This is a genomic window from Dyella thiooxydans (assembly GCF_001641285.1).
Classification (GTDB): Bacteria; Pseudomonadota; Gammaproteobacteria; order Xanthomonadales; family Rhodanobacteraceae; genus Dyella_A; species Dyella_A thiooxydans.
The window spans coordinates 138,793-152,648 of record NZ_CP014841.1 but is presented as its reverse complement, the minus strand read 5'-3'; the positions used below and the strand labels follow the sequence as shown (position 1 = coordinate 152,648).

Below are 13,856 nucleotides of genomic sequence, written 5' to 3'. Positions count from 1 at the left end.
TATCGGAGATACATCATGCGCTGCCATCACCACGGCTTCCACGGCGACCGCCATGACCATCACGACCACCGCCCCTTCCACCGCGGCGACTGGCGCGCCTTCTTCGACCACGCCCGCGAGCACCTGCGCGAGGCCGGCCGCCACGGCTGGCGCGGCGGCCCGTTCGGCGGCGACCGCGGCGATGCCTTCGCCGAGCTGGGCGGAGGCCTGCGCGGTGGCGGTCGTCGTGGTGGCGGCCGCATGTTCGGCCACGGCGACCTGCGCCTGCTGCTGCTCGCCCTGATCGAGCAGCAGCCGCGCCACGGCTACGAACTGATCCGCACCATCGAGGAGATGTTCAACGGCCAGTACAGCCCCAGCCCCGGTGCGATCTATCCCACGCTGACCATGCTGGAAGAGCTGGGCCACGCCGAGGTGCAGCCGGAGGCCGGCGGTCGCAAGCGCTACGCGATCACCACCGAGGGCAAGGCCTTTCTGGACGAGAACCGCGCGGCGGTCGAGGCGGTCATGGAACAGACCCGTCACACCGCCCGCATGGCCGCACGCGCCGCCATGCCGGAAGCCGTGCACAAAGCCATGCACGCGCTCAAGCACGCGCTGCTGATGCGCGGCACCGACTGGAACAAGGCCGAAGGCCAGCGCGTGGCGAAGATCCTCGAGCGCGCCGCCAGCGAGATCGCCAGCGGCCGCGAGGAGTGAACACGCGACGATGACCACACACGTCCATACCCCCCTGCGCCATCCGCTGGTGTTCCGCACACTGGAAGTGCAGCGCGTCGAAACCCTGACCCCGCACATGCGCCGCGTCGTGTTCGGCGGCGACGAGCTGCGCGGCTTCGTCAGCGCCGCGCCGGACGACCACGTGAAGCTGTTCTTCCCCAACAGCCGCGGCGAGATCGTGCGTCCGGCGATCGGCCCGGACGGGCCGATCCACGCGCCTGGCGTGGACTACTCGCCGATGCGCGACTACACGCCCCGCCGCCACGACGCCGGGGCCAACGAGCTGACCATCGACTTCGTGCTGCACGGCGACGGCCCGGCCGCCAGCTGGGCGGCGCAGGCCGCGCCGGGACAGACGATCGGCGCCGGCGGCCCGCGCGGCTCCATGCTCGTCGCCGACGATTTCGACACCTATGCGATGTTCGGCGACGAGACCGCGCTGCCGGCGATCGGCCGCTGGCTGGAGCAGCTGCCGGCCGGCAAGCGCGCGGTGGCCTTCGTGGAGATTCCCGACGACGCCGACCGGCAGACGCTGGCCTCGCGTGCCGACACGACGATCCACTGGCTGCCGCGCGGCGGCGCCGATGCCGCCACCGGCACGCATCTGGAGCAGGCGCTGGCCGCGTGGACCCTGCCCGCCGGGGAAACCTTCTGCTGGATCGCCGCCGAATCCGGGCGTGCGCGTCGCCTGCGCCAGGCCCTGGAAGGGCGCGGTGTGGCGAAGGACTGCCTGAAGGCCACCGGTTACTGGAAGGCCACCTGAGCGCGGCGCGGCGATGAATCGCCGCTGAGGGTCTGCACGGCCCGAGCACGAAATCTTGCCGCGCGGCCGGTTATCCCGGTTGCCTGCCGCGCCGCCCGTCCCGGGTGGCGCAGCCAGGTATCGAGGAGGCGCCGGATGAAACGCAGCCGCAGGATCCTCGCCGGGATCGCCATCTCCGCGTTGACGCTGGTGGCGTTGCTGGTGGTGCTGGTGGAACTGTTCGACTGGAACCGGCTCAGACCCTTCATCGACGACTCGGTGAGCCAGGCCATCGGCCGCCCGTTCGCGATCCACGGCGATCTCACGGTGAACTGGCGCCGGCCGCAGGACGAGACCGGCTGGCGCAGCTGGCTGCCGTGGCCGGAGTTCACCGCGCGCGACATCACGATCGCCAATCCCGACTGGACGAAGCAGCCCCACTTCGCCCATCTGGATGCGTTGCGCTTCCGGCTCTCGCCGCTGGCGTTGCTGGCGCACCGCATCGACGTGCCGTCGCTGCAGCTGGTGCAGCCGGGCGTGGACCTGGAGCGCGACGGCCAGGGCCGCGACAACTGGACCTTCACCCTGCCGCACGGCGACACGGCGTCGCGCTGGTCGCTGCAGCTCGGCAATGTCGGTTTCGACAAAGGTCGCGTGACGCTGGACGACGCGACACACAAGACCGACCTGACCGTGCAGATCGAGCCGCTGGAGAAGGCGATTCCCTACGACCAGGTCGTCGCGCAGAGCGAACAGGCGGCGCAGACGCAGGCACGCGACGTGGCCGGTGCCGGCGCGGCCAGGGCGGTCGCCGGCGACGCCGCGGCCGACAAGGTCGCGGGCAAGGACGGGCACGGCGCGAAGGGCGAAGATGTCGGCAAGGCCGACCGCGCCGCCCGCGACACGCGCTACCAGTTCCGCTGGACCGCCGAAGGCCGCTACCAGGGTGCACCCGCCAGGGGCAGCGGGCGCATCGGTGCGGTGCTCGCCCTGCAACGCAAGGACCGTCCATTCCCGGTGCAGGCGCAACTGCAGGTCGGCGACACCCGCATCGGCCTGGCCGGCACGCTCACCGATCCGTTGCACCTCGGCGCGCTGGATCTGCACCTGTGGTTCGCCGGCACCAGCATGGCCCAGCTGTATCCGCTGCTCGGCGTCACCCTGCCCGACACCCGCCCCTATGCCACGCGCGGCCGCCTGAGCGCGACGCTCGGCGACCGTGGCAATCACTTCGAGTACCGGCACTTCCGCGGCCGGGTGGGATCGAGCGACCTGTCCGGCGACCTCGTCTTTGCCACCGGTGGCGCACGGCCGAAGCTCACCGGAGACCTGCACTCGCGCACCCTCGAATTCAGCGACCTCGCCCCGCTGATCGGCGCGGACGACAGCCGGGAGAAACAGCAGCGCGGCGACGGCACGCCGCAGCCGCCAGACAAGGCGCTGCCGGTGGAGCCGTTCCGCACCGATCGCTGGCGTGCGATGGATGCCGACGTGCACTTCGCGGCCGACCACATCGAGCACGTGCAGGCGCTGCCGATCGACTCGCTCGCCACCCACCTGGTGATGGACGACGGCAGGCTCACGCTCGATCCGCTCGCCTTCGGCCTGGCCGGCGGCGAGGTCCACGGCCAGCTCAGCCTGGATGGTGGCCAGTCGCCGATGCGCGGCCACGCCGAGCTCGACGCCCGGCACATCCGGCTCAAGGCACTGTTTCCGGAATTCGATGCCATGCGCACCAGCCTGGGCGAGATCAACGGCGGCACCGACCTCGACGCCACGGGCAATTCGGTCGCCGCCCTGCTGGGCAGCGCCAACGGCGAGGTGAAGCTGCTGATGAACGATGGCGCGATCAGCCGCAACCTGCTGGAAGCCGCCGGCCTCAACGTGGGCAACATCATCCTCGGCAAGCTGTTCGGCGACCGCACCGTGCAGATCGACTGCGCCGCCACCGACCTCTCGGCGCGCCACGGCCTGTTCCGTACCCGGCTGTTCGTCTTCGACACGAAGGACGCCGAGATCGACGTGGACGGAACGGTGGACATGGCCAGCGAAAAGCTCGACCTCGACGTGAAGCCGGAGACCAAGGGGCTGCGCATCCTGTCGCTGCGATCGCCGCTGTACGTGCGTGGCACGCTCAAGCATCCCGACGTCGGCGTGCAGGCCGGGCCGCTCGCCCTGCGCGCCGGCGGCGCGGTCGCGCTCGGCGCCGGCGCCGCGCCGGCCGCCGCGCTGCTGGCACTGATCTCGCCGGACCACGACCAACCTCCGAACACCTGTCAGCGGGTGCTGCGGCAGCTGCGTGGAACCGGCGGCCTGCAGGTCGGCGAGCCCAAGCGGCGATCGTCGAAATAACCGCGCGACGGACGGCTAGAATGGCGCACCTCCCCCGCGCCCACGCCGCCCCATGCAGCCCGTCAACCTGGCCCGCCTGCAGATCCACTTCTGCGTCCTGCTGTGGGGCTTCACCGCCATCCTCGGCAAGCTGATCACGTTGCCCGCTCTGCCGCTGGTGTGGTGGCGCATGCTGCTGGTGGCCGGCAGTCTGCTGCTGGTGCCGCGGGTGTGGCGCGGCCTGCGCGCAATGCCGTCGCGACTGCGCTGGGCCTACGCCGGCATCGGCGTGCTGGTGTCGCTGCACTGGCTGACCTTCTACGCGGCGATCAAGCTGTCCAACGCCTCGGTCGGTGCCACCTGCATCGCGCTGGGGCCGGTGTTCCTGTCCTTCATCGAGCCGTGGATCGCGCGCCGGAAGTTCGATCCGCGCGAGCTGCTCATCGCCGTGGCGGTGGTGCCGGGCGTGGCGATGGTGGTCGGCGGGGTGCCGCACGGCATGCGCATGGGCATCGCGGTCGGTGCGTTGTCGGCCCTGTTCGTGGCGCTGTTCGGCGCGTTCAACAAGCGCCTGGTGGAGCACGGCGATCCGCTCACGGTGACCTGCCTGGAGCTGGGCACCGGCACGGCGTTCCTGACCCTGCTCGCCCCGCTGCTGCCCCACGTCGGCAGCGCCTTCGAGGTACCCGGCCTGCACGACACCCTGCTGCTGCTGGCACTGAGCTTCGGCTGCACTCTGCTGCCGTTCGCGCTGGCGCTGGTGGCGCTGCGCCACCTGAGCGCGTTCGGCGTGCAGATGGTGACCAACCTGGAGCCGGTGTATTCGATCGTGCTGGCGATCCTGCTGCTCGGCGAGCAGCGCGAGCTGCACGCGTGGTTCTACGTCGGGGTGGTGGTGATCATCGGCGCGGTGTTCATCCACCCGCTGCTGCACCGGGACGCGCGCGAACCGGCCCAGCCGGAGCTGCTGGGCACGACCGAGAGCCACAACGTGGTGGAGTGACGCTCAGCCACCCGCCGCCTGCAGGTGCTCGATGAACGCCCGCACCTTGGCCGGCGCGCGCGGCCCCGGGTACACGGCATGGATGCCGCCATCGGGCAGGTGCAGATGGGCCAGCAACGCGACCAGCCGGCCGGCACGGATGTCCTCGTCCACCAGGTAGTCCGGCAGCACGGCGATACCGACCCCCGCCAGCACCAGACCGCGCACCGCCGCCGCACTGTTCGCCTGCGCGAGCGGTCGCGGCCGCACCGTGCTGCGCTTGCCGCCGCGGGTGGTGAAGTTCCAGCGCAGCGGATTCGGCAATGCCGACATGGCGACGACGCTGTGCGAAGGCAGCTCGTCCACGCGCCGCGGCGTGCCGCGCTCGGCGAGATAGGCGGGAGCCGCCACCAGCAACTGCCGGAAGCTGCCGAGCCGGGTGGCGCGCAGGCTGGAATCGCGCAGCCAGCCGCCACGGATCGCCAGGTCGAAACGCTCGGCAATGATGTCGCTCACGTGGTCGCTGAGCACCAGGTCCACCTGCACCGCCGGATGCTGCCGCATGAAGCTGGCCAGGCGCGGCACGATCACCGCATTGCCGTAGTCCAGCGACGTGGTCAGGCGCAGGGTGCCGCTGGGCCGGTCGCGCGCGGTACCGACACGCTCGATCGCCGCCTCGGCCCCGGCGAGCAGCCGCACGCAGTCGGCATGGAAGGTGGCGCCGGCCTCGGTCAGCGACATGCGCCGCGTGCTGCGCACCAGCAACGTCACGCCCAGCTCCTGCTCCAGCTTCGCCAGGTGCTGGCTGACCATCGCCTTGGTCATGCCGAGTTGCTCCGCCGCCGCCGTGAACGAGCCCGCGCGTACCAGCGCCACGAACACCGCCAGCCGGTTGAGATTGACCTGGTCCGCCCGCTCGCCACGCATCGCATGCTCCTTTCACTGTCAATCAGAACTTTACAGTGATTTGCATCATAGGGCGTTTATCTCAACCAATCGGAAGCGCAAGCTCTGCTCCGTTCCGATACGGAGAAGCCCCATGAAACTCGTACTGTTCGGCGCCACCGGCCACATCGGCCAGGGCATCCTCGATGAAGCACTGGCCCGCGGGCACGAGGTGGTCGCAGTGGTCCGCGATGCATCCCGCCTGCCGCAGCGACATGATCGCCTGACCGTCGTCACCGCCGATGTGGCGCAACCTGCGGGCTGGACCAGCGCACTCCACGGCAGCGAGGCCGCCATCGCCAGCCTCTCGGCCCGGCGCGATCAGGACGCCAGCCGCGTGCCCGGCTATGCCCGCACCCTGCTGGACCAGCTGCCCGACGCCGGCATCACGCGGCTGGCCTGGGTCGGCGGCGCCGGTTCGCTGGAGGTGGCGCCCGGTCGTCGGGTGATCGACGATCCGGACTTCCCCGCTGCATGGAAGCCCGAGGCCGAAGCCCAGGGCGAAGCCCTCGCCGCGTTCCGCGCCTACCGCGGGCCGGTGGAATGGACCTACGTGAGCCCGCCAGCGCTGATCGAGCCCGGCGAACGCACCGGCGCCTACCGCGTCGGGGGCGAGCAGCTGCTGGTGGACGCGCAAGGCCGCAGCCGCATCTCGATCGGCGACTACGCCGTCGCCCTGCTCGACCGGGTGGAACGCCGCGACGCCGCCGACCGCCGCATCACCGTCGCCTACTGACCGCGCCGGGACGCGCCTGGCAGGGGCCTATAATCGGGTGCCCTGCCCGACGTGCCTGCCATGAACTATCGCCACGCCTACCACGCCGGCAACTTCGCCGATGTCCTCAAGCACGTCGTGCTGCTGGCGCTGGTGGAAGCGCTGGAAGCGAAGCCCACGCCGTTCGCCTACATCGACACCCATGCCGGCAGCGGCTGCTATGCGCTGGAAGGCAAGGAGGCCGGCAAGACCGGCGAGTACCGCGACGGCATCCGCCGCCTGCTGTTTCCCGACCTCGGCGCGGGCAATGGCCAGGCGGCCACCCTGCCGCCGCTGCTGCGCCGCTGGCTGGACTGCATCCTCGCGCTGCCCGGCAACGAGGACGGGCTGAAGCTCTACCCCGGCTCGCCGTTGCAGGCGGCCCGCGCGATGCGCGAGGGCGACAGCGCGCACCTGTGCGAGCTGCATCCGGAAGAAGCGGCACGCCTGCGCGAACTGTTCGCGCGCGACGCCCGCGTGCATGTGCACCACCGCGACGGCTACGAAGCGCTGAAGGCGCTGGTGCCGCCGCCGGAGAAACGCGGACTGGTGCTGATCGACCCGCCCTACGAGGCGCAGGACGCCGAATACCGCGTGATCGAGCGGGCGTTGAAAGCCTCGCTGGCCCGCTGGCCGACCGGCGTCTACGCGGTGTGGTATCCGATCAAGCTGCGCAGCCAGGTGCAGCCGTTCTTGCGCGGGCTGCAGCACGGCATGGCCCGGCGCGTGCTGCGCGCCGAGCTGCTGGTGCATGCCGACGACTCCCCGCTGCGGCTCAACGGCTCGGGCATGGTGATACTCAACGCGCCGTGGAACCTGGACGAGGTGCTGCGCGAACCGCTGCGCGCGATGGCGCGCCTGCTCGGCCAGGGCCAGCCGGCACGCTGGAACCTGGACTGGCTGGTGAACGACAGCGGCGATACCCCGCCGCCGCCCCGCTCCCCGGCGCCGCGTTCCCCCCGTCCGCGCTAAGCTCGCGCTACCGTCGCGGCCTCCGCGACGGCATCCATTCGTGCCCATGCTCCGGAGCCCGCCATGCGTCGCCTCGTCCGCCCCCTGTCACGACTGCTCGCCCCGCTGACCCTGCTGGCCCTGGCCGCGTGCGCGCCCGCGCCGATCTACAAGACCTCGCCGAACCTGGTGTCCGCGGTGCCGTTCCAGGTCGCCAGCACGCCAGAGCGCTACGCCAACGGCCACGTGATCTGGGGCGGCCGCATCGTCGCCGTGCACAACCTGGCCGACCGCAGCGAGATCGAGGTGCTGGCCTTTCCGCTGGACAGCTCGCAGCGCCCGCAGGTCGGCGACAGCGGCAACGGCCGCTTCATCGCGGTGATGCACGGCTTCGTCGAGCCGATGGATTACCCGGAAGGCGCGCTGATGACCCTGACCGGCACGCTGGCAGGCAGCCGCGCCGGCAAGGTCGGCGAGGCGGACTACGTGTTCCCGCTGGTGACGGTGGACCAGGCCCACCGCTGGACGCAGCAGGAGCTGCAGTCCGGCCGCAGCAACGTGCACTTCGGCATCGGCGTGGGCGTCGGCATCCACTGAGCCCCGCGCGTCGTCGCACGGACTTGCGGCGCCGCTACACTGTGCGGCCCGACCCGTGATGGAACACCCGCATGTCCGGCCACGCCAATTCGCTCAAGGCGATCTTCCTCGCGCTCGGCGCGAACTTCGCGATCTTCCTGGCCAAGCTGGTCGCCGCCCTGGTGACCGGCTCGGGCGCGATGCTGGCCGAGGCGGTGCACTCGCTGGCCGACTGCGGCAACCAGGGCCTGCTGCTGCTCGGTGTGCGCCAGGCCAAGCGGCCGCCGTCGGATGAATTCCCGCTCGGCTGGGGCCGGGCGATGTACTTCTGGTCGTTCCTGGTGGCGATCCTGCTGTTCAGCGTGGGCGGCATGTTTTCGGTCTACGAGGGCGTGCACAAGCTCGGCCACCCCGAGCCGCTGAAGTGGCCGTGGGTGGCGCTGGGCGTGCTGGTGTTCGGCGTCGTCGCCGAAGGCCTGTCGATGCGCGGCTGCCTGCAGGAAGTGAACAAGGCGCGTGGCGAGCAGCCGCTGTGGACCTGGTTCCGCGAGACCCGCTCCAGCGAACTGCTGGTGATCTTCGGCGAGGATCTGGCCGCGCTGATCGGCCTGTGCCTGGCCGCCCTGGCGGTGGGCGCCACCATGCTCACCGGCAACCTCATGTTCGACGCGCTGGGCACGTTGGCGATCGGCGTGCTGCTGCTGGTCGTCGCCGTCGCGCTGGCGGTGGAGGTGAAGGCGCTGCTGATCGGCCAGGGCGTGGAACCGCGCCGGCGCGCCGAACTGCTGACCTTCCTCAAGAGCCGCGCGGAAGTGGCCGAGGTGCTCAACCTGATCACCCTGCAGATGGGCCCGGACGTGATGGTGGCGGTGAAGGCACGGATGGAGCCGACCAGCTCCGACCGCGGCCTGATCGACGCGATCAACACGGTGGAAGCGGCGATGAAGGCCGAGTTCGGCGAGATCCGCTGGAGCTTCTTCGAGCCGGACGTGACCGACTGAGCGGAGTCACTCAGCCCTTCGGCTGCAACAGATCCCACGGGTTGCCGTACAGGTCCTCGAACACGGCGACGGTGGCATAGGGTTCTTCGCGCGGCGTCTCGCGGAACGTGACGCCCGCGGCCAGCATGCGCCGGTAATCACCCCAGAAGTCATCCGAGCGCAGGAACAGGAAGACCCTGCCGCCCGCCTGGCGGCCGACCGCGGCACGCTGCTCGTCGGTCGCCGCCCGCGCCAGCAGCAGACCGGTGCCTTCCGAGCCTGGGGGCGCCACCACCACCCAGCGCTTGCCGCCGCCGAGCGGCGTATCCTCGCGCAGGGTGAAGCCCAGCCGGCCGGTGTACCAGGCGATCGCCTCGTCGTAGTCGCTCACCAGCACGGTGAGCTGGGCCAGGCTCTGGGGCATCGTGGCATTCCTGTGTGGCGGGTTGCCGCATCGCGACATGATCGGAGCAGACCATCATGGCACGAACAAAGGGAAATCAACGGAAATCCAGCCATCCTAGCCCACCATGGCGGCCATACCAGTGCCCGCATCATTCATGCTGCGTCGCACTAAATACGCTACAGTATGGCCATGAACACGCAGCTCGCCTTCCCTCGCATGCGTCCCGCCCAACAGATGATCGTCCCGCCGCGCAGTCGTGAGCGCTTCGCGCCCCGCCTGGAGGCCGTGCCCACGGCCAACCTGGGCGAGCCGGTGCGCACCCGCGATGGCCGCAGCCTGTTCCTGCGCGGCATCCGACCCGACGACGTGGCGGCGCTCAAGCGCTGCTTCACCCGCCTCTCCCCGGAAGACATCCGCCGCCGCTTCTTGCACGCGATGTCCGAGCTGCCCGAGCCGATGGCACAGCGCCTGTGCAACATCGACCCGGCCAAGGAGACCGCGTTCGTGCTGATGGACGAGGCCGTGGAACCGGCCGAGATGCGCGGCGTGGGCCGCATCTACGTGGACGAGTCGGCCAACAGCGCCGAGTTCTCGGTGCTGGTGGAGCACGACTGGGCAAGACGCGGCCTCGGCGCCCTGCTGATGCAACGCCTGGTCGACGACTGCCGTCGCCGCGGCCTGCACGAGATCTGGGGCTACGTGCTGCTGGAGAACCGGCCGATGCTGGAGCTGTGCCGCGAGCTCGGCTTCCAGCGCCGCCCGGCGCTGGACGAGCCCGGCACCACGCAGATCTCGCTGCACTTCTGAAGTCCCGCGCATCGCACCCGAAGCCCGCCGCCCGGCGGGCTTCGCCGTTTCAACCCGGGCCTGCCGGCGGCGGCGGCCACCCACGCTACAATCCTGCGCTTTACCCGCGCGCTCCGCGCCCCGACGAGCCACGCGCCAGTCCATGCCCAGCAGCACCACTTCTCCGCTCAGTCACCCGCCGCTCCCCACCACGCCGCGCCAGCGCCGCTTCTGGACGCCGCCGCACGGCTCCGCTCGCGCGCTGCTGATCGCAGAGGCGGCGCGTTCGCACGGCGGCCTGCTGGTGGCGGTGACCCGCGATACCCAGCGCGCCTCGGCGCTGGAGGACGAACTGAAGCTGTTCGCCGGCACCCTGCCGGTGCTGCACTTCCCGGACTGGGAAACCCTGCCCTACGACATCTTCAGCCCGCACTCGGAGATCGTCTCCCAGCGCATCGCCACGCTGTACCGGCTGCCTTCGGTCACCCGCGGCGTGCTGGTGGTGCCAGTGGCCACGCTGATGCAGCGGATCGCCCCGCGCAGCCACATCACCGGCGCTGGCCTGATGCTGGCCAAGGGGCAGAAGCTGGACCTGATGGCCGAGCAGCGCCGGCTGGAATCGGCCGGCTACCGCTACGTGCCGCAAGTGGCCGAAGCCGGCGACTTCGCCGTGCGCGGCGCACTGATCGACATCTTCCCGATGGGCGCGGCCGAGCCGTACCGCATCGAGCTGTTCGACGACGAAGTCGAATCGATCCGCAGCTTCGATCCGGAAACCCAGCGCTCGCAGCAGCCGGTGGACAAGGTCGAGCTGCTGCCCGGCCGCGAGTTCCCGCTCACCGAGAACGCCGCCAAGGATTTCCGCACGCGCCTGCGCGAGCGCTTCCCGATCGACATCCGCCGCTGCCCGCTCTACCAGGACATGAAGGAAGGCGTGACGCCGGGCGGCATCGAGTACTACCTGCCGCTGTTCTTCGAGCAGACCGCCACGCTGTTCGACTACCTCGCCAGCGACGCGCTGTTCGTGCTGGGCGAAGGCGCTGGCGAGGCGGCCGAGCAGTTCTGGACGCAGACCGCCGAGCGCTACGACCAGCGCGCGCACGACATCGAGCGCCCGGTGCTGCCGCCGACCGAGCTCTACCTCTCGCCCGAGCAGCTGCGCGAGCAGTGGAACAAGCGCCTGCGGGTGGAGATCGTGCCCTCCGGCCACGAGCACAGCGTCGACGTGGGTACCCAGCCGGCGCCCGAGGTGCCGCTCAACCGCAAGGGCGAGGAGCCCGGCACCTCGCTGCGACATTTCCTGGCGAGCTACAAGGGGCGCGTGCTGGTGGCCGCCGACTCGGCCGGACGGCGCGAGTCGCTCATCGAGCAGCTGGCGGCGGCGGGGATGAAGCCGGCGAATGTGGATGGCTGGAGTGGCTTCCTGAGCCGTCATCCCGGCGAAAGCCGGAATGACGGCAAGCTAGCGACAGACGGCAAGGCAGGTCCAGCACCGGCATTCGCCATCACCATCGCCCCGCTGGAGCAGGGCTTCGCGCTGACCAAGCCGGCGATCACCGTACTGACCGAGCGCGAGCTGTTCGGCGAGCGGGTGCGCAGCGAGCGGCGGCGCCGCCGCGGCCAGGCGCGTGATCCGGACACCATCATCCGCGACCTCACCGAGCTCTCGATCGGCTCGCCCATCGTGCACGTCGACCACGGCGTGGGCCGCTACCAGGGCCTGGAGTCGATGGAGCTCGGCGGCATGCAGGGCGAGTTCCTGATCATCGAGTACGCCAAGGGCGACAAGCTCTACGTGCCGGTGGCCCAACTGGGCCTGGTCAGTCGCTACTCCGGCACCGCGCCGGAACTGGCGCCACTGCACTCGCTGGGCGGCGACGCATGGGAACGCGCGCGCCGGAAGGCCGCCGAAAAGGTGCGCGACGTCGCCGCCGAGCTGCTGGCGATCTACGCCCAGCGCGAGGCGCGCGGCGGCGAGTCGATGCCGATCGATCGCCAGCTGGTGGAGGAATTCGGTGCCAGCTTCCCGTTCGAGGAGACCCCGGATCAGGAGCAGGCGATCGACGCGGTGCTGGGCGATCTGGCCGCGCCGCGCGCGATGGACCGGGTGATCTGCGGCGACGTGGGTTTCGGCAAGACCGAGGTCGCGCTGCGCGCCGCCTTCGCCGCGGCCACGGCGGGCAAGCAGGTCGCCGTGCTGGTGCCAACCACGCTGCTCGCCCAGCAGCACTACCGGAATTTCGCCGACCGCTTCGCCGACTGGCCGGTGAAGGTGGACGTGCTCTCCCGCTTCCGCTCCACCAAGGAAGTGAACGAAGCGCTCAAGCGACTCGCCGACGGCCAGATCGACGTGATCGTCGGCACCCACAAGCTGCTGCAGCCGGACATCAAGTTCAAGAACCTCGGCCTGGTGGTGGTGGACGAGGAGCAGCGTTTCGGCGTGCGGCAGAAGGAGCAGTTGAAGAAGCTGCGCGCCGAGGTCGACCTGCTGACCATGACCGCCACGCCGATCCCGCGCACGCTGAACATGGCGATGGCCGGCCTGCGCGACCTGTCGCTGATCACCACCCCGCCCGCCCACCGCATGGCCGTGCGCACGTTCGTGGCGGCATGGGACCCGGCGACGATCCGCGAGGCGTTCCAGCGCGAGCTGTCACGCGGCGGCCAGGTCTACTTCCTGCACAACGAGGTCGAGTCGATCGAACGCACCGCGCGCGAGCTGCAGGAGCTGATCCCCGAGGCGCGCATCGGCATCGCCCACGGCCAGATGCCCGAGCGCGACCTGGAGCAGGTGATGGCGGATTTCCACCGCCAGCGCTTCAACGTGCTGGTGTGCACCACCATCATCGAGACGGGTATCGATATCCCCACCGCCAACACCATCATCATCAACCGCGCCGACCGCTTCGGCCTGGCGCAGCTGCACCAGCTGCGCGGCCGCGTCGGCCGTTCGCACCATCGCGCCTACGCCTATCTGGTGGTACCGGACCGCAAGTCGATGACGCCCGATGCCGAGAAGCGGCTGGAAGCGCTGGCCTCGCTGGAGGAACTGGGCGCCGGCTTCACCCTGGCCACGCACGACCTGGAGATCCGCGGTGCCGGCGAACTGCTGGGCGATGAACAATCCGGCCAGATCCAGGAGATCGGCTTCGGCCTCTACACCGAACTGCTCGACCGCGCGGTGCGCGCGCTGAAGAGCGGCAAGGTGCCGGACTTCGACCTGAGCTCCGAGCACGAGACCGAGGTGGAGCTGCATCTGCCGGCGCTGATCCCGGACGACTACCTGCCCGACGTGCACGCCCGCCTGACGCTGTACAAGCGCATCGCCAGCGCGCGCAGCGACGAGCACCTGCGCGACCTGCAGGTGGAGATGATCGACCGCTTCGGCCTGCTTCCCGAGCCGACCAAGAACCTGTTCGCGCTGGCCACGCTGAAGCTGATGGCCACGCCGCTGGGCATCCGCAAGCTGGACTTCGGCCCGACCGGCGGGCGCATCCTGTTCCGCGAGAAGCCCGAGGTCGACCCGCTGCTGATCATCAAGCTGATCCAGAGCCTGCCGCGGGTCTACAAGCTGGAAGGCCAGGACAAGCTCAAGGTCACGCTGGACCTGCCCGGCGCCACCGAGCGCATCCGCAGCGCGCAGGAAGTGCTGATCATGCTCGGCGCCCGGCGCCCGGCCTGAG

At 70.3% G+C, this 13,856-nt stretch carries 12 protein-coding genes; 10 read left to right on the top strand and 2 right to left on the bottom strand.

Annotated features, from left to right (window positions below; translation table 11 throughout):
- Window positions 1–15: 15 nt before the first annotated feature.
- From ATSB10_RS00685 to ATSB10_RS00670, 4 genes are all read left to right on the top strand, one after another.
- Window positions 16–699 (top strand): PadR family transcriptional regulator, encoded by a 684-nt coding sequence (locus ATSB10_RS00685; RefSeq protein WP_063669965.1) that lies wholly within the window; start codon window positions 16–18, stop codon window positions 697–699.
- Between the two features lie 10 nt (window positions 700–709).
- On the top strand, window positions 710–1,483 hold the full coding sequence (locus ATSB10_RS00680) for a siderophore-interacting protein (protein WP_063669964.1): 774 nt from the start codon (window positions 710–712) through the stop codon (window positions 1,481–1,483).
- A 135-nt stretch (window positions 1,484–1,618) separates the two neighbouring features.
- Window positions 1,619–3,814: an AsmA family protein gene (locus ATSB10_RS00675; protein WP_063669963.1), complete on the top strand. Its 2,196-nt coding sequence runs from the start codon at window positions 1,619–1,621 to the stop codon at window positions 3,812–3,814.
- A gap of 52 nt (window positions 3,815–3,866) precedes the next feature.
- Window positions 3,867–4,796, top strand: a complete 930-nt coding sequence (locus ATSB10_RS00670; protein WP_063669962.1) for a DMT family transporter — start codon at window positions 3,867–3,869, stop codon at window positions 4,794–4,796.
- Window positions 4,797–4,799: 3 nt separating this feature from the next.
- Here the strand turns inward: ATSB10_RS00670 and ATSB10_RS00665 are convergent, their stop codons facing one another.
- Window positions 4,800–5,702: a LysR family transcriptional regulator gene (locus tag ATSB10_RS00665; RefSeq protein ID WP_063669961.1), complete on the bottom strand. Its 903-nt coding sequence runs from the start codon at window positions 5,700–5,702 to the stop codon at window positions 4,800–4,802.
- 112 nt (window positions 5,703–5,814) lie between these two features.
- Here ATSB10_RS00665 and ATSB10_RS00660 point away from each other — a divergent pair, with 112 nt between their 5' ends.
- The 4 genes from ATSB10_RS00660 to ATSB10_RS00645 all read left to right on the top strand — a co-directional run bounded on the left by ATSB10_RS00660 (window position 5,815) and on the right by ATSB10_RS00645 (window position 9,002).
- Complete coding sequence (locus tag ATSB10_RS00660) at window positions 5,815–6,456, top strand: NAD(P)-dependent oxidoreductase (protein ID WP_063669960.1); 642 nt, start codon at window positions 5,815–5,817, stop codon at window positions 6,454–6,456.
- 60 nt (window positions 6,457–6,516) lie between these two features.
- Window positions 6,517–7,446 carry a 23S rRNA (adenine(2030)-N(6))-methyltransferase RlmJ gene (locus ATSB10_RS00655; RefSeq protein WP_063669959.1) on the top strand — a complete coding sequence of 310 codons (930 nt, stop codon included), beginning with the start codon at window positions 6,517–6,519 and terminating at the stop codon, window positions 7,444–7,446.
- Between the two features lie 63 nt (window positions 7,447–7,509).
- Entirely contained in the window at window positions 7,510–8,022 is a 513-nt protein-coding gene (locus tag ATSB10_RS00650; RefSeq protein ID WP_063669958.1) for a Slp family lipoprotein, read from the top strand.
- Between the two features lie 71 nt (window positions 8,023–8,093).
- Window positions 8,094–9,002, top strand: a complete 909-nt coding sequence (locus tag ATSB10_RS00645) for a cation diffusion facilitator family transporter (protein WP_063669957.1) — start codon at window positions 8,094–8,096, stop codon at window positions 9,000–9,002.
- Between the two features lie 10 nt (window positions 9,003–9,012).
- On the opposite strand, the gene ATSB10_RS00640 is transcribed toward ATSB10_RS00645, so the two are convergent.
- Window positions 9,013–9,405 carry a VOC family protein gene (locus ATSB10_RS00640; protein ID WP_063669956.1) on the bottom strand — a complete coding sequence of 131 codons (393 nt, stop codon included), beginning with the start codon at window positions 9,403–9,405 and terminating at the stop codon, window positions 9,013–9,015.
- A 171-nt stretch (window positions 9,406–9,576) separates the two neighbouring features.
- Between ATSB10_RS00640 and ATSB10_RS00635 the strand changes: the two genes are divergently transcribed.
- Window positions 9,577–10,194, top strand: coding sequence for a GNAT family N-acetyltransferase (locus ATSB10_RS00635; RefSeq protein WP_205631077.1), 618 nt, complete (start codon window positions 9,577–9,579; stop codon window positions 10,192–10,194).
- 142 nt (window positions 10,195–10,336) lie between these two features.
- Window positions 10,337–13,855 (top strand): transcription-repair coupling factor, encoded by a 3,519-nt coding sequence (gene mfd / locus ATSB10_RS00630; protein ID WP_063669955.1) that lies wholly within the window; start codon window positions 10,337–10,339, stop codon window positions 13,853–13,855.
- The last annotated feature ends 1 nt before the right edge of the window (window position 13,856 follow it).

Excerpts from the sequence above, each read along its gene's own strand:
- ATSB10_RS00685 (WP_063669965.1), top strand. The coding sequence starts at position 16 with ATGCGCTGCCATCACCACGGCTTCCACGGCGACCGCCATGACCATCAC.
- ATSB10_RS00680 (WP_063669964.1), top strand. The coding sequence starts at position 710 with ATGACCACACACGTCCATACCCCCCTGCGCCATCCGCTGGTGTTCCGC.
- ATSB10_RS00675 (WP_063669963.1), top strand. The coding sequence starts at position 1,619 with ATGAAACGCAGCCGCAGGATCCTCGCCGGGATCGCCATCTCCGCGTTG.
- ATSB10_RS00670 (WP_063669962.1), top strand. The coding sequence starts at position 3,867 with ATGCAGCCCGTCAACCTGGCCCGCCTGCAGATCCACTTCTGCGTCCTG.
- ATSB10_RS00665 (WP_063669961.1), bottom strand. The coding sequence starts at position 5,702 with ATGCGTGGCGAGCGGGCGGACCAGGTCAATCTCAACCGGCTGGCGGTG.
- ATSB10_RS00660 (WP_063669960.1), top strand. The coding sequence starts at position 5,815 with ATGAAACTCGTACTGTTCGGCGCCACCGGCCACATCGGCCAGGGCATC.
- ATSB10_RS00655 (WP_063669959.1), top strand. The coding sequence starts at position 6,517 with ATGAACTATCGCCACGCCTACCACGCCGGCAACTTCGCCGATGTCCTC.
- ATSB10_RS00650 (WP_063669958.1), top strand. The coding sequence starts at position 7,510 with ATGCGTCGCCTCGTCCGCCCCCTGTCACGACTGCTCGCCCCGCTGACC.
- ATSB10_RS00645 (WP_063669957.1), top strand. The coding sequence starts at position 8,094 with ATGTCCGGCCACGCCAATTCGCTCAAGGCGATCTTCCTCGCGCTCGGC.
- ATSB10_RS00640 (WP_063669956.1), bottom strand. The coding sequence starts at position 9,405 with ATGCCCCAGAGCCTGGCCCAGCTCACCGTGCTGGTGAGCGACTACGAC.
- ATSB10_RS00635 (WP_205631077.1), top strand. The coding sequence starts at position 9,577 with ATGAACACGCAGCTCGCCTTCCCTCGCATGCGTCCCGCCCAACAGATG.
- mfd (WP_063669955.1), top strand. The coding sequence starts at position 10,337 with ATGCCCAGCAGCACCACTTCTCCGCTCAGTCACCCGCCGCTCCCCACC.